This window comes from Methylophilus medardicus, from assembly GCF_006363955.1.
GTDB lineage: Bacteria > Pseudomonadota > Gammaproteobacteria > Burkholderiales > Methylophilaceae > Methylophilus > Methylophilus medardensis.
On record NZ_CP040948.1, the window covers coordinates 2,437,689 to 2,458,223 of the forward strand.

Annotated in this window: 19 protein-coding genes; 9 read left to right on the forward strand and 10 right to left on the reverse strand. The window is 51.5% G+C overall.

What is annotated here, in order from left to right; genetic code table 11:
• Positions 1-75: 75 nt before the first annotated feature.
• Positions 76-672, reverse strand: a complete 597-nt coding sequence (locus FIT99_RS11600) for a cytochrome b (RefSeq protein WP_140004425.1) — start codon at positions 670-672, stop codon at positions 76-78.
• 99 nt (positions 673-771) lie between these two features.
• Here FIT99_RS11600 and FIT99_RS11605 point away from each other — a divergent pair, with 99 nt between their 5' ends.
• Positions 772-1,701 (forward strand): quinoprotein relay system zinc metallohydrolase 2, encoded by a 930-nt coding sequence (locus FIT99_RS11605; RefSeq protein WP_140004426.1) that lies wholly within the window; start codon positions 772-774, stop codon positions 1,699-1,701.
• 12 nt (positions 1,702-1,713) lie between these two features.
• On the opposite strand, the gene FIT99_RS11610 is transcribed toward FIT99_RS11605, so the two are convergent.
• The 4 genes from FIT99_RS11610 to FIT99_RS11625 are packed head-to-tail and all read right to left on the reverse strand — an operon-like array spanning position 1,714 to position 5,382.
• Positions 1,714-2,505: an SDR family oxidoreductase gene (locus FIT99_RS11610; protein ID WP_140004427.1), complete on the reverse strand. Its 792-nt coding sequence runs from the start codon at positions 2,503-2,505 to the stop codon at positions 1,714-1,716.
• A 3-nt stretch (positions 2,506-2,508) separates the two neighbouring features.
• Positions 2,509-3,213 carry a TenA family transcriptional regulator gene (locus tag FIT99_RS11615; RefSeq protein ID WP_140004428.1) on the reverse strand — a complete coding sequence of 235 codons (705 nt, stop codon included), beginning with the start codon at positions 3,211-3,213 and terminating at the stop codon, positions 2,509-2,511.
• Positions 3,210-4,703 (reverse strand): AMP-binding protein, encoded by a 1,494-nt coding sequence (locus FIT99_RS11620; protein WP_140004429.1) that lies wholly within the window; start codon positions 4,701-4,703, stop codon positions 3,210-3,212. The genes FIT99_RS11615 and FIT99_RS11620 overlap by 4 nt, the downstream gene beginning before the upstream one ends.
• A 16-nt stretch (positions 4,704-4,719) precedes the next feature.
• Positions 4,720-5,382 carry a thermostable hemolysin gene (locus FIT99_RS11625; RefSeq protein WP_223261212.1) on the reverse strand — a complete coding sequence of 221 codons (663 nt, stop codon included), beginning with the start codon at positions 5,380-5,382 and terminating at the stop codon, positions 4,720-4,722.
• 346 nt (positions 5,383-5,728) lie between these two features.
• Here FIT99_RS11625 and FIT99_RS11630 point away from each other — a divergent pair, with 346 nt between their 5' ends.
• Positions 5,729-6,460 carry a phosphatase PAP2 family protein gene (locus FIT99_RS11630; RefSeq protein WP_223261213.1) on the forward strand — a complete coding sequence of 244 codons (732 nt, stop codon included), beginning with the start codon at positions 5,729-5,731 and terminating at the stop codon, positions 6,458-6,460.
• Positions 6,457-8,124 carry a phosphoethanolamine transferase gene (locus FIT99_RS11635; protein WP_140004430.1) on the forward strand — a complete coding sequence of 556 codons (1,668 nt, stop codon included), beginning with the start codon at positions 6,457-6,459 and terminating at the stop codon, positions 8,122-8,124. Before FIT99_RS11630 ends, FIT99_RS11635 begins: the two co-directional genes overlap by 4 nt.
• A gap of 5 nt (positions 8,125-8,129) precedes the next feature.
• On the opposite strand, the gene FIT99_RS11640 is transcribed toward FIT99_RS11635, so the two are convergent.
• Together FIT99_RS11640 and FIT99_RS11645 are read right to left on the reverse strand one after the other, a co-directional pair.
• The gene (locus tag FIT99_RS11640) at positions 8,130-8,642 is read right to left on the reverse strand and encodes a hypothetical protein (protein ID WP_140004431.1); all 513 of its coding nucleotides are present in this window, start codon (positions 8,640-8,642) and stop codon (positions 8,130-8,132) included.
• On the reverse strand, positions 8,642-9,664 hold the full coding sequence (locus FIT99_RS11645) for a hypothetical protein (RefSeq protein ID WP_140004432.1): 1,023 nt from the start codon (positions 9,662-9,664) through the stop codon (positions 8,642-8,644). The genes FIT99_RS11640 and FIT99_RS11645 overlap by 1 nt, the downstream gene beginning before the upstream one ends.
• A gap of 92 nt (positions 9,665-9,756) precedes the next feature.
• Between FIT99_RS11645 and FIT99_RS11650 the strand changes: the two genes are divergently transcribed.
• Together FIT99_RS11650 and FIT99_RS11655 are read left to right on the forward strand one after the other, a co-directional pair.
• A complete protein-coding gene (locus tag FIT99_RS11650) occupies positions 9,757-11,385 on the forward strand; it encodes a sensor histidine kinase (protein WP_140004433.1) in 1,629 nt (542 codons plus the stop codon).
• Between the two features lie 2 nt (positions 11,386-11,387).
• On the forward strand, positions 11,388-12,746 hold the full coding sequence (locus FIT99_RS11655) for a sigma-54-dependent transcriptional regulator (protein WP_140004434.1): 1,359 nt from the start codon (positions 11,388-11,390) through the stop codon (positions 12,744-12,746).
• Between the two features lie 12 nt (positions 12,747-12,758).
• On the opposite strand, the gene FIT99_RS11660 is transcribed toward FIT99_RS11655, so the two are convergent.
• Together FIT99_RS11660 and FIT99_RS11665 are read right to left on the reverse strand one after the other, a co-directional pair.
• Positions 12,759-13,541: a dioxygenase family protein gene (locus tag FIT99_RS11660; RefSeq protein ID WP_140004435.1), complete on the reverse strand. Its 783-nt coding sequence runs from the start codon at positions 13,539-13,541 to the stop codon at positions 12,759-12,761.
• Positions 13,542-13,562: 21 nt separating this feature from the next.
• On the reverse strand, positions 13,563-13,952 hold the full coding sequence (locus tag FIT99_RS11665) for a DoxX family protein (protein ID WP_140004436.1): 390 nt from the start codon (positions 13,950-13,952) through the stop codon (positions 13,563-13,565).
• Positions 13,953-14,120: 168 nt separating this feature from the next.
• Between FIT99_RS11665 and FIT99_RS11670 the strand changes: the two genes are divergently transcribed.
• A complete protein-coding gene (locus FIT99_RS11670) occupies positions 14,121-15,005 on the forward strand; it encodes a LysR family transcriptional regulator (RefSeq protein ID WP_223261214.1) in 885 nt (294 codons plus the stop codon).
• Positions 15,006-15,027: 22 nt separating this feature from the next.
• Here FIT99_RS11670 and FIT99_RS11675 read toward each other — a convergent pair whose 3' ends face one another.
• A complete protein-coding gene (locus FIT99_RS11675) occupies positions 15,028-15,432 on the reverse strand; it encodes a DoxX family protein (protein WP_140004437.1) in 405 nt (134 codons plus the stop codon).
• A gap of 247 nt (positions 15,433-15,679) precedes the next feature.
• Between FIT99_RS11675 and FIT99_RS11680 the strand changes: the two genes are divergently transcribed.
• From FIT99_RS11680 to FIT99_RS11690, 3 genes are read left to right on the forward strand one after another with little or no spacing between them, the layout of a single operon-like run.
• Complete coding sequence (locus FIT99_RS11680) at positions 15,680-16,318, forward strand: TetR/AcrR family transcriptional regulator (RefSeq protein WP_140004438.1); 639 nt, start codon at positions 15,680-15,682, stop codon at positions 16,316-16,318.
• Positions 16,311-17,393 (forward strand): efflux RND transporter periplasmic adaptor subunit, encoded by a 1,083-nt coding sequence (locus FIT99_RS11685; protein ID WP_140004439.1) that lies wholly within the window; start codon positions 16,311-16,313, stop codon positions 17,391-17,393. The genes FIT99_RS11680 and FIT99_RS11685 overlap by 8 nt, the downstream gene beginning before the upstream one ends.
• The gene (locus FIT99_RS11690) at positions 17,393-20,527 is read left to right on the forward strand and encodes an efflux RND transporter permease subunit (RefSeq protein ID WP_140004440.1); all 3,135 of its coding nucleotides are present in this window, start codon (positions 17,393-17,395) and stop codon (positions 20,525-20,527) included. Before FIT99_RS11685 ends, FIT99_RS11690 begins: the two co-directional genes overlap by 1 nt.
• Positions 20,528-20,535 lie beyond the last annotated feature (8 nt).

The window sequence follows — 20,535 nt, forward strand, 5'->3', positions numbered from 1 at the left end:
AAATACAGATCCTCGCTTATTGCTAGCGATACAAAAAAAGCCTGCGATGCAGGCTTTTTTTATGGCGTAGCGCGCTTACTTGAGCGACATGCGGGACAGGGTTTCATCCTTATCGATGAATCGATGCTTGATTGCGCCGAGCACATGCACGATAAACACCGCCAACAAAATATTGGCAAATAACTCATGTGACTCTTTAAACACATCACGCAGGTCTGCGTTATCCAACCCAGCAAACACTTCTAACCCAAACCACTTTAAACCAAACTTGCTGTAAAGCGTCATGAGCACACCACTGACCGGCATCGCCACCATCAGCAGATATAACAAATGATGCGCACCCGTTGCTACTTTACGCTCTAGGGCTGAATAGCTGGCCAACAGGGCAGGAGGCGTATGGCTAATGCGCCAATAAACCCGGAATAAGATCAACCATAACAAGCTAAAGCCGAGCGATTTATGCAGATTAAAATAAAGGGTTCTGGCGCTAGACGGTTCGTCCATCTGCCAGGTATAAAGACCCAGATCAAATAAATCGAAAGCCGTTTGCTTCGGACCATCTTTAGGCAGTTCGCCCATGTACCAGCCCAATGCAAACATGGCGATGATTGCGAATGCAATCAGCCAATGCAAAATGATGGCCACCTTGGTGTAACGCTGTGTTGAACTCATTAAATCTCCTTAATCCCTTGGTTTGCTTGTGACAGTCGTCACTATCTCTCCCTGCATGAATTGATTATGATGCAGGGAATCATTCATGGGTGAGCCGTCATGTTATCAAAAATCAACTGCTTTTGCGTGAGTCTTGTGGGGGTATTGCTCAGCTTAGGTGGTCAGGCATGGGCTGACGACTTTGAGCTCAAGCAAATCGCAGACGGCGTGTATGTGCATCACGGTAAACATTTGGATATTGACGATGGCTATCAGGGCGATATTTGCAATCTCGGCGTGGTCATTGGCCGCGACGCGATTGCGGTGATTGACACTGGCGGAAGCAAACATACTGGTGAGCAGTTGTTACAGGCCATCAAAGCGATCAGCCCACTGCCAGTGCACTATGTCATTAACACGCATGTGCACCCTGATCATACCTACGGCAATGCGGCTTTTCAAAATGGCAGCACGCATTTTGTGGGCCATGAAAAACTGGCCAACACCATGCTGTTACGCAAAGAGCAATATGAAAAACTCAATACCCGCTTGCTAGGTGAGGCCGGCAAAGTCAGCAGCACCGTCACCCCTGACACCCCCGTGCATGCGCAGATCACACTCGATCTGGGGAATCGCATTTTGCAATTGCAAGCGCAAACCGTGGCGCATACACACACGGACCTCACGGTGCTGGACACTCAAACAAATACCTTATTTGCGGGGGATTTGCTATTCGCGCAACGCACGCCGGTTGTAGAGGGCGACATTAAAGGTCTGATTGCCGTGTTGGAGCACATGAATCAAACGACATATACGCGCATTGTGCCCGGACATGGCTTAGAAAGCACAGACCAAAAAGCCATCATCGGCAACGCACTCAGGTACTTAAATGCGTTGTTAGCGGATGTGCGCTATAGCCTTAAAAAGGGCATCAGCATGGAACAAACCATGGATAGCGCTGCTGCCGCTGAACGCGATCAATGGCAACTGTTTGACATCGCCAATCGACGCAATGTGAATGTGATTTATCCACAACTGGAGTGGGAATAAGCGCACCCGCCGCTACAAAAACTTTTTCGCCAGACGCGTTTGTTGTTTTAAACCGATATTCACCAGCCGTGGCGCCAAGCCGTTTAACCAAGCGAAAAAACTTTGTGGCTGACCGATAAAAACTTCCTGCTGGTTGTTGATCAAGGCCTGCAATATTTTATCTGTCACGACTTGCGGACTATCGACGGCTTGACCGGCGGCTTGCCACATTGCATTGGTCCGATCATCGTTCATTGGCGTCGCAATGGCTCTTGGTGCAATATAGGTGACCCCAATATTGCTATCGATCAACTCACGACGCAAGGCTTGGCTAAAGCCATGTACGGCAAATTTACTGGCACAATAGGTTGCAAAGTGCGGAAAACCCAATGAGCCAAAAATAGAGCCAACAAACGCTAGATGCCCATGGCCGCGCTGCAAAAAGTACGCCACAAATTCGCGGCTTAACACCAAGGTCGCCGTGACATTGGTATGCACAATGTTATCGATGCTGGCTTCGGTTTGATGGGCAAATTCTGTAAATTCAATCATGCCCGCATTGTTAATTAACAAATCAACATGCCCCATCTCGCGCAAGCTCTGTTTAAGCACCTGTGCGGCCATATTGGTCTGTGCCAGATCCGTAACAATGATATGCGACTGACCACCGTTAGCGGCAATCCTTTTCTGCAAGGCGTGCAACTTGACTGGATCGCGGCCGACCAAGCCGACGACAGCCCCTTTCGCCGCCAAGGCGAGTGCCAAGGTGGACCCTAAGCCGCCCGTTGCACCCGTCAGCACCACATGTAAATGATTCAGTTCCATGGCTTACTCCTCGACAACCGCGACTGGCGTGTTGCTTGATGTCGCCAGTGCTGCGACGTATTTGAAAATATCCCCATACAAACGATAAAAACGTTTTGCCGCATGGATAATCATTTGTTGATCTGACGGTTTAGTCACCTGATTCATGAGGCCTTCATAAAACGTCACATGACTGAGATCGAGCGAACCATGCGAGAACAAATAGCTAAAGGCTTTTTTTGGCAAGTTAAGTGATTGCATGATTTTTTGGCCGGCTTGAGTCGCGACGGCCGTGCTCGTGCCTTCAAGTACCAGCACCATGCCAAAAAATCCTAACGGGTTGACCCGATGGATCATGTCATAAGCATACGCCACCATCACTTCGGTTTCATGACAGGCCGCATGGGCCAGCGTGGCGCTCTGACGCACAGCCTCTTTATCGCCCCCGCAAGCCGCAATGTCGTTGAGTACCCACTCCTGATGCCCCATCTCTTCTTCGATATATTCGCCGATGGCGGTACGTAACCACTCATACTCGCCAGACAACCGACCACCACAGGCCATCAACAACGGCGTGGTATGCTTAACGTGATGGTATGCTTGCGTCAAAAAAGCACGATAGGTATCGAGTGTGATGTTGCCCTGCGCGCCTTGTACGATCAGAGGTAAGGCCATTAACGCATTGCGCTCCTGTTCAGTGGCGCGCAGTAATTGCTGGTAAAAAGTCATGATATTCCTTCATAGATCGCGTGGATTTCTGAAGCATAGGCCTCAGCAATCACTTCGCGTTTTAAGCGGCCATTGGCCGTAAGTTGTCCGTTATGCGGGCTAAATGGCTGCTGGGTAAACACCACGTCCCCCACTTGTGCGTAATCCGGCAGATGCAAATTGACTTTTGCAATGGCTTGAGCCACTTGCTCAACACTGACCTGCGGCTGCGGCACCACAATCGCCACATTAAACGGCCGCGCTTCTCCAAACACACAGGCTTGGGATAACCCGGCCTCGTGTACCAAGGTACTCTCTACCCACTCCGGGGATACATTGCGCCCAAATGAGGTGATAAACATATTTTTTTTGCGCCCTGAAAGGTACCAATCCCCGTCTGCATCCTGATAAGCCAAATCGCCAGTGGCTAGAAAGCCTTGTGCATCTAGCACAGGTGCTGCAATGTCCGCGGCACCCTGCGTGTAACCTTCGTACAGCGCGCCTTTGACCCAAAGCTCACCGGTATGGTCTACCCGCAACTGCACATGCGGCAAAGGTTTGCCTATGCTACCCGGTTTGTGAGATTGTGGCGTGTTCAAGGTAACCACCGACGCGCACTCAGACAAGCCGTAACCTTCATACACGGGCAAACCCAACGCATGTGCTTGTGTGATTAACCCAGGACTCACTTTGGCACCCCCCACCGCGACGAAGCGCAAATGCGGCAGTGCTCCCTGCCCGGCATCGAGACAAGCCACCAGCGCACGCAATAACTCAGGAATCAAAATGGCGGTGGTCGCCTCACTGCTTTGTAAGCCCTGATAGAGTCGCTGGATATCAAATTGGCTGCCGCTAAAGCCCACCATTTGGCTCGGGTAGACCACGACAGTTGCGCCAGAAATCAGACTTGCGTAAACACCCGCCACGTTTTCGAGCAACGTGGCCAGAGGCAAAACACAAAAATGTCGGTCAGCATCGTTGGGCACAATCCATGTTGCAATGGAGTTTGCGACTTGCCACATGGCATGTGTGGTCAAGCAAACACCTTTGGGGGCGCCAGTGGTGCCTGAGGTATAGGTAATTTTCTGCACATCGGTGGCGCGATGATGCGAATTCAACTGTATCAGCTGGATAGTTTGGCCAGCAACTTGCCAGGATGCCAACTGCACACTGTCGGCATACCATTGCTGCCAGTATTCTGGCGCCTCCGTGAGCACAAAACTCACCCCGGCATCGGCGATCGCATGTTGCTTTTGGCTGGCCGAAAAGAAGGCCGGTACAGGCACATTAGTCCAGCCAGCAGACAGCAGCGCTAAATCCAGCACCACCCAAGCAGGACCATTATCTAGGGCTAACGCCACCGTGGCCTGGGGGGTCAACGCGACTAAATCTGCCGACAGTCGATCAATCTCCGCCACCAGTGCATGGTAGCTCAATTGGGCATCAGTCCCTTCAAGTGCGGGCTTGGCGGGGGTTTGCGCCGCGTGCGTCCGTATCGCTTGCAGTATCATGTATGGCTGACCTTAATCAAGGGACTGCCACGCCACGAATAGCGACAATTTGCGGGGTATGCTTGTAATAACTCCCCCACTTCGCACGCTCTTCCATCGTTAATCGCTGCGCATCGGCGACGGCCAGCGGAAACAAATCGACACCACCTTTAATCAGCCCATTTTGCAAACTGTGATGCGCGGTCGCCACGCCCCAAGGCAAATTCATGCTCAAGCTATGCTGAATCACATGTGCAATCAGCACACCCGCATTCCGTGGATTAGCGACCGCCAGATTGCCAATGCAGGTAATTTCTTCACGCTTTATCTCTCTGTCGAGTTGGCGTGACATCAACTGCTCAATCGGCTCGTCTAGATATTGCTCAAGAAACAGAGGCTCTTGTGCCGCATTGCGCAGGCCAAACGCTGCCATTAACACACCGCTGGCATCCCGCAAGGCCACCAACTGCGGCATAAAGTGGTTCACTTCTGCGCCATACACTTGCTTGAAAATTGCGGCAATAAACGCCTCTACCTCTTGCCGGCAAGGCGCGCCCCGTTCCACCAGGTGACCAGTGATCTCGTTGACTTGATAACGCTTCGCCTGCGCAAAGGGTCTCAACTCATACGCAGAGGCGGCTTGATAAAACGGTGTATTGGATTCTGTATGCAACATGCTAAGGCTTTCGACAACCATCATGGCATTTCTGTTGCAATCTGCATGCCAATATAAATTACATATATTAATCATACAGTTAGCACAATATCACGGCGCACTACTATGCAAATATTGCAGAGTGGCTCAGCAACAAACGCGCGCAACACTGCATTTTTTGCAGACATCTTATACAAATAGCTCAGGGTCAGACAGAAACTTTAAAAATTTTCCATTTAAATCAATTAATTAACTCAATTCCTTAGCCTTTATTGAATATGGCACGACACTTGCATATTAGCTACGGATTTTAAATTGTGTAACTTTTAAGCATTGGCCCCGCCGAAAATCTCGTGCAGTGTCGTTTAAACAAAGTCATTAAAAACAAACCATGGTTTCAACCGAGCGATTAAATAATGCCCCCATGCAACCCCACTGGATACCCACGCCGACGATCCGCATACTTTGGCTGTTGTGGATTTTAGCGGCGGGCGGCATCGTCTGGCTGGCTAACGCAACGCACATCGATTTGTGGTTAGCCGATCAGCAGTTTGACTTCAGCCAACACCGCTTTCCACTCAAACATGCGTTTTTTTATGAAACCGTCATGCACACCTATGCCAAACACTTGCTGACCATCGTCTGGCTCGGGTTGGTGTGGCTGGCATGGTTGCCGGCAGGCGCTTGGGGCGACCGCCTCTCTAAGGCAACCCGTTACAAATTACGCTGGATCGTGATCCTAGCGTTGTTCAATGCGGTGGTGATTTCTTGCCTCAAACATCAAATGCCGCATGCATGCCCATGGGATATCGCACGTTATGGCGGCGACGCCAGTTGGGTTGCAACCTTCAGCGCGCATCCAGCGATGCAAGCCGGTCATTGTTTCCCAGCTGGGCATACGACCAGTGGTGTCTGGCTGGCTGCGTTAAGCCTGTTATTTTTACCACACGCACCGCGCAAAGCACTGCTGGTGGGCATTGCCGGACTGGCGGTCGGATTCATCCTTGGATGGGCGCAGCAAATCCGTGGCGCGCATTTTTTATCGCATACGCTGACTTCACTTTGGTTAATGTGTGGTTGGTTATTGATGGTGGTTACTTTTTCGAAAAGTCGTATTTCATGAAGATTTTTGTTACGCTGACGCGATTGATTCGCAGCCTGTTTAGTCCCCAGATCTGCCTGATATGGGGGGTGAGTCTATGGTTAATGCTCACGGGCAATCACGCCTTATTTGAACATTTGCTCAATCTGTATCCGCTCAATGTGCACAATGCTGGTTTTATTATCAGCATCAGCCTGTTTTTTACGTTTAGCATCACCCTATGGCTGATGCTGTTAAACCATGGCAAATCAGCGCGCTGGGTACTCGCCATCATCGTGCTCTCTGCGGCTTGGGCGGCCTACTATATGGATGAGTTCGGCGTGATTATCGACCACGTCATGCTGGATAATGCGGCCAACACCGATAAACAAGAGGTATTGGGCCTGTTGTCATGGGGCTTTTTAATCAAAATGCTTTTATTGGGTGTGGTCCCAGCCTTCCTGCTGATCAAAAAAACACCTGCCCGCTTTTTTAAGCGGGATAGCATTGCCATCCGACTCAAACAGATTGCCTTGTTGGTATTGGGCATGATTCTGGTGATTCTGCCGTTCAGCGCAGATTACGCAACGTTTATCCGCGAACATAAAATGGTGCGCATGTACGCCAATCCGACGTTCTTTCATTACTCGCTGATTAAATGGGGCGCGCAAAAACTGTTTACCCACCACATCACTGGCTTGAAAAAAACGGCCTTAGATACCCGCAACGTCGAGACAGATCAACACCATGAGCTCATCATTATGGTGGTGGGTGAAACAGCACGGTTTGATCGTTTTTCACTCAATGGCTATCAACGGCCAACCAATCCAAGACTCAGTAAAGAGGCTGTTGTGAGCTTTAAGAGCGTCACGTCATGCGGCACCTCCACTGGGGTGTCAGTCCCTTGCATGTTTTCGATGCTGAGCCGCAAGCAATACGATGAGGAAACCGCCCTGCACACGGAAAACGCGCTTGATGTACTGAGCCGTGAAGGGGTCAAAGTGTTGTGGCGAGATAATAATTCTGACTCCAAAGGGGTGGCCTTGCGCGTGCCTTATGAGGACTTTAAATCACCCGCGCACAATCCGGTCTGCGATGACAACGAGTGCCGGGACATCGGCATGCTGAGCGGTCTTGATAAATTTGTGGCAGAAAACAAAGACCATGACATCCTGATTGTGCTCCACCAGATGGGCAATCATGGGCCTGAGTATTACCGCCGCTACCCTGACCAGTTCAAGCAATTTACGCCCATTTGCAAGACCGGGCGCCTGTCAGAATGCTCGCAGCAAGAAATCGACAATTCGTACGACAATGCCATTTTGTACACCGACTATTTTTTGTCTGAGGTGATTCAGTTTTTGAAAAAATATGACAACAAGCGTGAAACTGCAATGTTATATGTGTCTGACCACGGCGAGTCATTGGGTGAGCATGGCATTTATCTCCATGCCGCCCCCTATATGATGGCGCCTCAAGAGCAAACCCATGTGCCAGCGATTTTATGGCTAGGTCAGCACTTTGATTACCAACTGCCTCAGGTAAAACCCTATGAGAATTATCCCTTAAGCCATGATGATGTGTTTTGCACCTTGTTGACCGCCTATGAGCTTAAGTCTGAGGTCTGCCATGCCGAATTTGGCTGGTTGGCGCAAAATAGAGAGTTGATCGAAGAACAAGCCAAACATTTGTTGCCCGCCAAATAAGCACGCTAATTGCTATTGTCGCAACGTAAGGCGGGCGGCTCGGCAGTCAGCTTGCTAGGGGTCAACCAGAATAAGGGTTTGATGCGTTCATCCACATGACAAGCATCGATGTAACCGATCGCCCCATCCGTTTCGGCCACATAGCGGATCATCGCCTCTTCGGATTGCACGGTATAAGGAGGCTGTACCCCATGAAAATACTGGCCGTTCCAGTAACTCACTTGTGACCGCGGCGTGCTGTGTAATACTTGCTGCGAAAATTTCAAACGTAAGACATGCTCGCTGTGCAGATTGACCGGGTGTAAGGCCTGACCATGGGCGGCATACAGTTTTTTACGCCAAAAAATCAGGCCCAGCTCATCCGCATGCACTTCCGGCGCGAGCCCTGCCTGCGCTGGCACAATGATGGCAATAATACGGTTATCTTCAACCGCCAGGGCGGCATTGACAGCCAGCAGGCTGAGCAGACAAGCACAGACTATCCAGCGTCGGTAAAGACTCGTGTAGCGCGCGGACATTAGAACATCACCGCAAAAGAGGTCACAAATCCGCGCGGCACATCCTCATACTCACCACTGCCGCCAATAAATTCAAACTTGAGTAGCTGGTTTGGTTTGACGCGCTTGGTCATCCCCAGCACCCAGCGATCTGCATTTTTGCGATCGACTTCATGCAGGGTCTCTAGCCGCACAATCGAATACCACTCATGGCCTAAGGCATAAGCACCTTGCAGATACGCCCCACTGCCGCCATCGCCACCGCCAGAGGTTTTGCGCTCATACACTTCGCCACTAAACTCCCAGCGATTGAGTTCCAGTAAAAAATCCAGCCCATACAAATGATAGGTAGATGAGCCACTGAAATCCTTTTGATAACTCATGACGTTCAGACCCAGGGTATTGAGTCCCGCATTGTTGCTGCTCAAACCCAGAATGTTATTGAACGCGAGCCGCGCACCTTTGACTTGGCGATGAATAATTTCATCGCCATCTTGATGCTGGTCCTTCAAGGCTTCAGCATAGATCTGATACTCCATGTCCATGTGTTTTATCGGCAAACTGCCAAACAACATCGCCCCATTGAGGCCAGAGGGAAACAAGCGAGAAGTGACTAAGGGACGGCTGGCTGTCCATACTAGCGGCGGTGCATGAAGCTGGTTCCAGCGGCCAACAGGAGTTAAAAATCGACCCAAGCGAATATTGGTTTTTTCGTTGAGGTTATAGTCAAAATAGAAGCGCTCAAGATCGACATAACTCTGCTTGGTGTTGAATCCATCATGGTGGTCATAAACCATTGGATTTTCGAGCTCAAGCTCGCTAAAAAACTTGAGACGGGTACCTTTATCCCAGGTCACAATCATGCTGACTTCATTCAGCTTAAGTGTGGCGGTTTCAGTACGTGGCAAACGGGCATCGATACTGCTGTAACCGCCCACATGAAAGCCCTGCCAGAAAGGATCAACCTCGTCAGCCATCACCGACTTGCATAGCACACACAGGCTGATTACACTGAGCGTGACCCTGATGAACGTGCTTAACATAATTGACCCATAATGATCATTTCGGCAAAAACTATTTAATCCCTATTTTCTCATATCTCATGCGATTCCAATCCCCTCTGACGATTCGCAAAATGCTTTTAATTGCATTTTTGCTTGCGGGCTTGCTGCCTGCGCTGTTGGTCAGCTTATTGAGCTTTTACCAAGCGCGACAGGCTCTCCGGGTTGAAATCCAACATGACTTGCAAACAACAGGCAAGGCGGTCGCCGAACACGTCGATCGCGTGATCAATGAACGAGTGCGGAATGTGCGTAGTTGGAGCCAACTTGCGATTATGCAGGACCTGCTGATCGGCGACATCGACAAACGCTTGTCGATTTTTTTAGCCGAGACCCGACGAAGTTACGCAGAGCAATACGTCAGTCTCGACGTTACCGATTTACAGGGGCGGATTATTGCCTCTAGCCGGCCCGAAAAGATCAGTGCATCTTTAGCAACGCCGCCCATCTGGATGTCTTTTCGTGACAATGGGCAAACGATTACGGTGTATCAGCTTGACCAGCAGCAACTGATGATTTCTGCGCCAGTCATGTCTCAAAATACGTTGCAACCGATGGGGCAATTGACCGCCACCTTTAACTGGCAGGTGATAGAGAAACTACTCGATCATGCGGCGCAACACAGCACAGAGTTAGCGTTGGTAGACAATCAAGACAACTCACTCGCCCAATCAAAACAATGGTCAAACCAAGCACACAGCCTACATGCCAGAGCCGTTGTCACCAGCCAACTGCCGCTCAATGGCTGGCAGATTCATCTCAATAAAGATCACGATGTCGCAGTCGCGCCGGTGCATCGGCTAGGGTTGATTTTTATCGCCTTGTTGGGAGTGATTCTGGTGGGCTCGGTGATATTGGTCCGACCACTGGCTCAAAATATCAGCCGCCCATTGGAGGCGCTCACCCGCTACGTGCAACGTTTTCGGCAGCCCGGCAGCCTGCCACCTCCATCCAGTGGTCCGGCCGAGGTGCAATCATTGCATCAGGCGTTTACCCAAATGGCCACTGATCTGCACGCATCGGAGCAACAGCTGACGCGAGCGGCCAAACTCGCGGTGGTGGGTGAAATGGCGGCCGCCATGAGTCACGAGGTACGCACACCGCTTGGTATCATGCGCTCCTCAGCGGATGTGCTGTTAAGGGAGTCACAACTGAGTGACGATGGCCGCGAAGTGCTTGGCTTTATCATTTCTGAAACAGAACGTTTAAACAAACTGGTCAGCAGCTTGATTGATGCGGCTCGCCCGCGACCGCTTAACAAAATACCACTTGATCTACAGGCGCATTTAAAACATGTGATGGCGATGTTGCAAAAACAGGCGCAACATAAACAGATTACGTTATCACTGCGGAGCACGCAGCCGGTGATGATTGAGGCAGACCAAGACCAAATGACCCAGGTCTTAGTCAACTTGCTGATGAATGCCATCCAAATTTTGCCAGAAGGCGGTCAAATCGCTCTCGACTTGACCAGTCGCGATCAGCAGGCGCACATTGCCGTGGCAGACAACGGCCCCGGCGTGCCAGCGAACCAACAAAGCCATTTATTTGAAGCCTTTTTTACCCAACGCGCTGGCGGTGTTGGGCTGGGGTTGGCGGTCGTCAAGCAAATCATTGAGGCCCACAATGGTACAATCAGCTATAGCACTAGCGAATGGCAAGGTGCCCAATTTAACTTATCCCTCCCGTTAGCGACCGCATAACCATGTCCAGCCCGCAATACACCATCTTAGCCGTTGATGATGAGCCGCATATGCGCAGACTGCTCGAAATCAGTTTGCGTCAAGCAGGCTATCGCGCGCTATCTGCGAGCCATGGTCAAGAGGCGCTTGCGCTTATTCAACAACAACAGATCGACCTGGTCGTCAGTGACCTGCATATGCCAGGCATGAACGGTTTGCAATTGTTGGCGGCGTTGCGCAAACAATATGAACGGCTGCCATTTATCATGGTGACCGCTCAGGGCGAAATCAACACCGCGGTAGAAGCAATGAAGTTAGGCGCCAATGACTACATTCTGCGACCGTTCGAACTCGAAGCGCTTGAAATTGCGATCACAAAAGCACTCGCCGTCAACCGTATCCAACTTGAAAATACGTTTTTAAAGGAAAGCAGTCAGCCCAGCGGCAACGGCCTCATCGGCAACAGCGCGCCGATGCAATCGCTCAAGCAAATGATCCAACAGGTGGCGCCTGAGCGGGCGACAGTGTTTATCGTCGGTGAAACCGGTACCGGTAAAGAGTTAGTCGCCAAGGCCTTGCATGACGCATCGCCCCGCAAGTCGGCGTTATTTGTGGCGGTGAACTGTGCTGCGATTCCAGTGGATATTCTAGAATCCGAATTGTTTGGCCACGAGAAAGGCGCTTTTACCGGCGCGGTAAAAGAGCGCGTCGGCAAATTTGAACTGGCGAATGGCGGCACGCTATTTTTGGATGAAATCACTGAAATGCCGATTCAGTTGCAAGCAAAGTTGTTGCGGGTGCTGCAAGAGAACGTAGTTGAAAAATTAGGGGGCAATCGGCAAATTGCGCTCGATGTGCGGGTGGTGGCCGCCACTAACCGCGACCCTTTACAGGCGGTGAAAGAGGGCAAATTGCGTGAAGACGTGTATTACCGCTTGAATGTTATCCAACTACAAATCCCGCCCTTGCGAGAGCGTGGTGACGATGTCAGCTTGTTGGCGGACTATTTTTTAAGCAAGCGCCAGACACAGCTGAGTGCACCCGCGCGCGAATGTTTGCTGGCCTATCGCTGGCCCGGCAATGTGCGCGAGCTGGAAAACATCCTCGAGCGCGCCGCAATTTTGGCGGGCAATCAAACTATTCAGTGTCAACATTTACCCGCAGATATTTCGCAAACCCCCGTCACTACCAGCCAGACCTTGAGTCCAGACGCGTCAGCGGCAAATGACTTGTCTATTCCGCGTGCAACCGAGTCGATTGAACGCCGTCTGATTTTACAAGCATTGGATGCTTGCCAAGGCAATAAAACCAAGGCAGCCAAGCTTTTAGAAATTAGCGAGCGCTCACTTTGGAACAAATTAAATCAATACGGCTTGCGTTAACAGAGCCGCTATTTAAGTGGCCCAAAGGTAGGCATCCATGGCGAGTATCCCATAGGTGTTTTCAGGAGTGAACCGCTGCAAGCACGCTGCCGGCCAATCATGCACACTCCCCGTCGCCACAAACAAGGGCATTAAGTGATCCTCAGTTGGATGCGCTTGCACCCCCAATGGAGAGGCAACCCGATAGTTGAGCAGGCTCTGCCATTGCTGTTGCTGGATGCGTTCAGCCATCCAGTCAGCAAAAGCTTCTACATATTCCAGTGGCTCAGCGTCCCTATTACCAGTAAACAAATCTGACAAGTTATGCGTGATCGCACCGGAGGCCAATATCAATACCTGTTGCGCATGTAACGCTTGTAATGCCTGCCCGAGCGCGAATTGCTGTTGAGGCGAGCTGCGACTTTGAATCGACAACTGGGTCACTGGGATATCGGCATCTGGATACATCAACCTCAAAGGCACCCAGGCCCCATGATCCAAGCCGCGCTGAGCACTGGTTTGCACCGGCAGCCCTTGCGCCGTCAACAGACCCACAACTTGCTCAGCCAGTGCCGGCGCGCCCGGTGCGGGATATTGCATGTCATACAGCGCCGGCGGAAACCCAGCAAAATCATGAATCGTTTCAGGTTGTCGTGCGAGGCTTACGGTAGGCAAGCGCGTATCCCAGTGTGCAGACACGACCAAAATGGCAGGTGGCCGTGGAATGCGGCTGGCGATGCCAGCCAGCATCTGGCCGGTAAGCCCGGGCGTCAGCGCCAGCATCGGCGCACCATGTGAAACAAATAAAGTGCTCATGACAACAATACGCCGCGAGGCTTAGCGACGACGGTTATCCAGACTGTAAGCGCCGGCCCCAAACGCAACCACCATCAATAAGCCACCCACAATCGTCAGGTTCTTTAAGAACATGATTTGTTGCATCTGATCCGCCATATTGAAATGAAACATAAAGGCAGCGGCAATCGTAAACAACGCAATGCCAGCCGCAGCCAGACGGGCTTGATAGCCGAGCAACAAAGCCACACCCAACACTAATTCGACAAACAAAGCGATGGCATAAGCCACTTCAGGCAGCGGTGCGCCAACACTTTGAATATAGGCAATAGTGCCCGCAGGGTTCGCGACTTTACTCAAGCCACTGATAATAAAAATATGTGATAACAAAATACGCGCGGCCACACTTGCGGCGGATTGGACTGTGTTCATGTTGGGCTCCTTAATGGGTTTGGGCGCGATGAATCACATGGGTAAAACATCGCACACTGCTATAAATATCAGCTCGGTTTCAGCTGACCATTACATTGTATGCTACAAATAAATAGTTGATAATCCCACTATTATTGGTAAAACTGTCTCACATGGGTTGACAATAGCATGGCCTCAATCGAAGAAATGCAATTTTTTGTGGAAGTCGTCAAACACGGCAATTTCACCAACGCCGCGCGCACGCTGGGTATTTCCAAGCAGCTGGTCAGCCGACGTATTATTGCCCTGGAAGCTCGGGTTGGCGCACGCCTATTATTGCGCACCACACGCAAATTATCCGCCACAGAAACTGGCAAAGTGTTTTTTCAACGAGCGCAACAGATATTACAAGCCATCCGTGATGCCGAGTTAGAAATCAGCAATCGTTCAGACGAACTACGCGGACTACTGAAGATATCGGTGCCATTGTCTTATGCCAACCTGAGGCTTGCACCGGCGCTGATTGCCTTTATGCAAGCCCATCCGTTGGTTGAGATTTGGCTGGATGCGGATAACCGTCATGTCGATATGATTAGTGAAGGTTATGATATGGTCATCCGCGTCACTGACCAGCCTGAAGAAGGCATGGTGGCGCGCAAACTCGAAGACGCCGCCATGCGCTATTGCTGCAGCCCAGATTATCAACAGCGATTCGGCACGCCAAGCTCGCCACAAGCCCTAACGACACACGCCTGCTTGACCCATCGTGCCAGCGAATGGCTGTTTAGATCGCACGACCAAATTTTTCGTATTCCGATTCAGGCGCGCCTAAAATCTAATCATGGCGAAGTGTTGCGTGATGCAGCTGTGGCAGGCCTCGGCATCACCGGTTTGCCGGCTTTTTATGTGTTGGACGACCTGCAAAGCGGCAAACTGGTTGAAGTCCTCACTGCGTATCGCATCGAGCAGGCCGGCATTTATGCGATGTATCCCTATCATAAACAAGTGTCTTCTAACACACTCGCCCTCATCGCGCATTTACAGGCATGGTTTCAAGCAAGCAACGCCACATGATCAAAGCGAAGCCTGCCACCGCCTACTCCGGTTGCGCCATCGGTTGCGGGCCATCCACACTATAACCGCCCGGCCCAAACGCAATCACCACCAGCAAACCACCGATGATCGTCGTGTTTTTGAGAAACATGATGACCTGCACCGGATCGGCCATATTGCTATGAAACATCAGCGCAGTCACAAACGTGAATAGCGCAATGCCGGCGGCGGCCAATTGCGACCGATAACCGACCAATAATGCGAGGCCAAGACCCAGCTCAACAAACAGCGCCACCACATAGGCCAAGGTGGGCATGGGCAGGTGTGCGCTTTCAATATAGGCAATGGTGCCGGCCGGGTCCATGACCTTGGTGATGCCACTGATGATAAAAATGAGCGACAACAATACCCGCCCGAGAAAACTCACCCAACGTTGTCTGACATTCATACTGAAGCCTCCTGATCGTTATTAGACGTGTTCGTGCGCGCCTCTGACCCCACACATGATCGCGTTCAAGCGCATCGCTATCAATGGCTTGCTGTCGCATTCACCATGGTGCAACCGGCCAACGCAAACGCCGGTGTATCACATATGTTACTCTGCACCATTCGCTAAAAAAATGCCAGAACGATTTGACATTTAAAAATAACGATGTTAATTTAACGTTGTTATATTTAAAAATGCGCCTGACGCGATGCCACCCAAAATCAAAACTGACAGTGAAAAACACGCCATACGCACCGCCATTTTGGATGCGGCCAGAGCGCTGTTTATTCATCAGGGCGTCGACGCAGTGACCATGCGCGCAGTGGCGCAACAGGTGGGGTATTCAGCCACCAGCCTTTATCACTATTTCGGTGATAAAGAGCAACTGATTAGAGCCGTGGTCGATGCAGATGTGATGAAACTGGCGCAAGCCTTGAAATCCACACTCGATATCAGCGACCCTCTGCAAAGATTTTTACAGTTTGGACAGCATTACGTGCAGTTCGCGCTCGCTAATCCCAACCATTACCGCATGATGTTTATGACCCAACATCCCCCCTGCGATCCGGCTTTTTCTAGCATCGAGCAGCATAATCCGGAGCAAGATGCTTATTCACAACTGATTGGCGTCGTGACCAGCGCTTGGCATGCAGGCGTGTTCAAACCCTCCCTGACTGATCCTGTCCTCATTGCACAGACCGTTTGGGCCGCGATGCATGGCTTGTGTGCGCTTGAAATCAACCTCGCCGATGACGCGTGGATTGATTGGCGACCGCTGGAAGCGCGTACGCAGGCGATGGTAAAGATGTGCATGGGCGGACTGATGAAAGCACCTGAATATGAATAATCTTTTACGCGCCTTGGGCAGCTTATCCCTTTGCTTACTGAGTGCTTGCCAACAGCCCCCTGAAGAAGTCGCCGCGCCGCGTCCGGTATGGGTGATGTCGGTCGGCACAACACAGGCCAATGCCTCCCCAAGCTACACCGGCGAGGTGAAGTCGCGCTATGAGTCCAGCATTGGATTCCGCATCGCGGGGAAAATTATTTCGCGCGCGGTCAATGTTGGCGACTTGGTCAAAAAAGGCCAGCGCATCGCGCAGCTAGACCCGAATGACACCCGTCTGAATGCGCTGGCAGCAGGCGCTGAAGTACAAACAGCACAAGCAAACCTAACACTGGCTCAGTCAGAACTGGCGCGTCGTGAGCAGTTATATAGCCAAAGATTTATTTCAAAATCGGCACTGGATAGCTACGAAACGCAAGTCAAAACGGCCCAAGCACGCTTGGCACAAACCCAATCACAAGCGGCGATCAGCCAACACCAAACGGCTTACACGCAACTACTGGCCGACCGCGCTGGCGTAATAGGAATGATTCAGGCGGAACCCGGACAAGTGGTGGCGGCGGGACAAACCATCGCACAAATCTATGATTTAAAAACGCTGGAGATTTTGATTGCAGTGCCTGAAGCACGCATCGGTAACCTTCATGTAGGCGACAGCGCGACTATTACATTGAATGAAGTGGCGCAGACTTTTGAAGGCCGTATCCGAGAAATCGCCCCGGCCGCCAATAGCCAAACCCATGCGTTTGATCTGCGTATTCAACTGCTATCGACCGATCCGCTGATTAAACCAGGCATGACTGCCGAGGTGCGCTTGAAAGCGACCGATGCCACGCAAAGGTTGATTGTTCCGATGACTGCAGTGACGCGCCACGGCGACAAGGCGGGTGTATGGGTGATTGACGCAAAACAACAAGCGCATGCGCGCACCGTGACCATCGGGCCATTGAGTGAACAGGGGGTCGAGATTACCAGCGGTTTGCAGCCTGGCGAAACCATTGCCACCATCGGCGTACACGCGTTGACCGAAGGCATGCCAGTGCAAGCCATTCAGCCCAGCCCAGAGGTATTACGCTGATGCATGCCCCAGACCCTACCGAGCAGTCGACGTTGTCGCATTTTAATCTGTCGACCTGGGCGCTGAAAAATCAGGCACTGGTGTTGTATTTCATTCTATTGACCCTGGTGGGCGGTATTTTCGCCTATACCCACCTCGGCCAATCGGAAGACCCACCGTTTACCTTTAAAGTCATGCTGATACGCAGCAGTTGGCCCGGTGCATCCGCGCAAGAAGTTGAACAGCAAATTACTGACAAGATTGAGAAAAAACTACAGGAAATCCCGTCTATCGACTACACCAGTAGCTACTCTCGGCCGGGGGAATCTGTGGTGTTTATCGTCATCCGCGATAATACGTTCTCAGAGAAAATTCCTGAGTTGTGGTACCAAGTACGCAAAAAGATTGGTGATATTCGGCATACCTTCCCCAGCGATTTGCAGAGCCTCACCTTTAACGATGAATTTAGTGATGTGTATGGCAGCCTGTATGCCATCACCGCAGATGGCATGAATCCGCAGCAATTGAAACGACAAGCCGAGTGGGTTCGTGCTCGCCTGCTCAAGCTAGCCGATGTAGAAAAAGTTGACCTCTTTGGTGAGCAGCCACAAAAAATCATCATCGAAATCTCCAACCAAAAACTGACCTCACTGGGTATCACCCCTGCGCAATTGGCGCAGTTATTGCAGCAACAAAACAAAGTCATTGGGGCTGGCACTTTCGATGCAGGCCCTGAAAGAGTCAGGCTTGATGTAAGTGGTCGCTTACAAACGCTAGAGGATTTACAGCAATTGCCTATTCGTGCAGGCAATCAAAACCTGACCTTGGGCGAGATCGCCACCATTAAACGTGGATACGCTCAACCGCCTGCGCAGCGTATTCGCTTTAACGGCACACCTACCTTATTAATCGGGGTCAGCATGCAACAGGGCGGTGATGTGATTGCCTTGGGCAAGGCCATGCAACAGACCATCAGCAGCGCACAACAGCAGTTGCCGATTGGGGTGCAATTGCAATTAGTGACCTCACAACCAGAGATCGTGCAGCATTCCGTGCATGATTTTGTGCGCTCACTCACTGAAGCATTGATTATCGTGCTGGCAGTGAGCCTGTTGTCACTCGGCTGGCGCACTGGCATTGTAGTGGCCGTCGCGATTCCGATTGTGTTGGCAGGGACGTTTTTGGTCATGGATTGGCTGGATATTGGCCTACACAAAATTTCATTGGGGGCTTTGATTCTGGCACTGGGCCTGTTGGTCGATGATGCCATTATCGCGGTTGAAATGATGGCCGCAAAAATGGAGCAAGGTTGGGATCGGATGCAAGCCGCTTCGTTTGCCTACACGTCAACCGCCATGCCAATGCTCACCGGCACCTTGGTGACTGTCGCTGGATTTTTGCCAATTGCCACGGCCGTCTCCTCCACTGGCGAATACACGCGCTCCATCTTTCAGGTGTCTGCCATCGCGCTCAGCTTGTCGTGGATTGCCGCCGTCATTGTGGTTCCATTTTTAGGGTATCACTTATTACCTAAACCCAGCGCGCATGCGACCGAAGCAAGCACTCACCCGCAGGCTGCGCTCTACCAAACGCCATTTTATCTGCGCTTAAACCGGGTGGTTGATTGGTGCGTGCGTCACAAAGGCATGGTGATCTTGGCCACCCTTGTGCTGTTTGCGCTGGCGATGCTCAGCTTTAGCAAAGTGCAACAACAGTTTTTCCCTGACTCGACCCGACAAGAGATTGTCGTGGACTTACGCTTGGCTGAAAACGCCAGCGATCAGGCGACCGATGCGGCCGTGCGTCAGCTTGAAGCGTGGCTGCAAGGTTGGCAACAAAAGCATGGCAAATTGCAAAATGTGGTGGCGTACATTGGCTCAGGTGCGCCACGATACTACTTGCCACTGGATGTGCAACTCCCGCACCGTGCCTTTGGTCAGCTGGTTATATTAACCAATAGCCTCGCCCAGCGCGAAGCCCTACGTAACGACCTACTCATCTTATTTGAGCACGATTTTCCACAACTGCGCGCATCTGTGTTGCGACTAGAGAATGGACCACCGGTCGGGTTTCCCGTGCAGTTCAGGGTAGACGGGCAAGATTTACAGGCGATTAGAAGCGTCGCGCATCAGATTGCAGAGACCATGCAGGCCAACCCACATTTGCGCAACGTGCAATTGGGTTGGGAGGAGCCAAGTAAAGTCGTGCATATTGATATCGACCAACACAAAGCCCGCTTACTCGGTGTCAACTCACCCGACATTGCGCAACTGTTAAACACGCAATATTTTGAGCAAGTGGTCAGTGAGTTTAGAGAAGGTAACGAGCGCATAGACCTAGTGATGCGCAGCCCAAGTGAGGCGCACGCGGAGCTCTCTGCGCTGGCGCAACTGACCGTATTGAGCCAGCGTGGAGAACGTGTACCCCTGGCGCAAATTGCCAATATTTACCACGGCTTTGAAGAAGGCGTGATCTGGCGGCGCAATCGCGTGCCGTCCCTCACGGTACGCGCGCATTTACGTGGCAACATGCAAGCGCCTGTCGTGTCCGCCCAAGTGCAACAAGCGATCACGCCCATTTTGCAACACTTACCGCGTGGGGTCACGGTGGAAACCGGTGGCGCGATTGAAGAGGCCGCTAAAGGCGCCAAATCAGTGGCGAAAGGGGTTCCGCTGTTTTTTGCCGCGGTGTTTACTTTGTTGATGTTGCAACTGCGCAGTATTTCAAACGTGCTGCTGGTGGTGCTGACTGCCCCACTCGGCATGATCGGTATTACCTTTGCGTTGCTGCTGTTTAATATGCCGTTTGGCTTTGTCGCCATGTTAGGCAGCATTGCGCTCTCGGGCATGATCATGCGCAACTCTGTGATCCTGGTCGACCAGATTAAGCAGGATATTGCCGAAGGGGCCTCATTGGAGGAGGCCGTCGTGCACTCAACCGTGCGTCGCTTTCGCCCAATCGTGCTGACTGCTGCCGCGGCCATTTTGGCGATGATACCGCTCACGCGCAGCGTGTTTTTTGGGCCGATGGCAGTGGCGATTATGGGCGGGCTGGCCGCCGCCACAGTGCTCACTATTTTGTTTGTGCCGGCACTCTATACTTTCTGGGCAGGATTCACCACCAGAGCCATGCAATCACGACGCAATAAACTATAATACGGCAT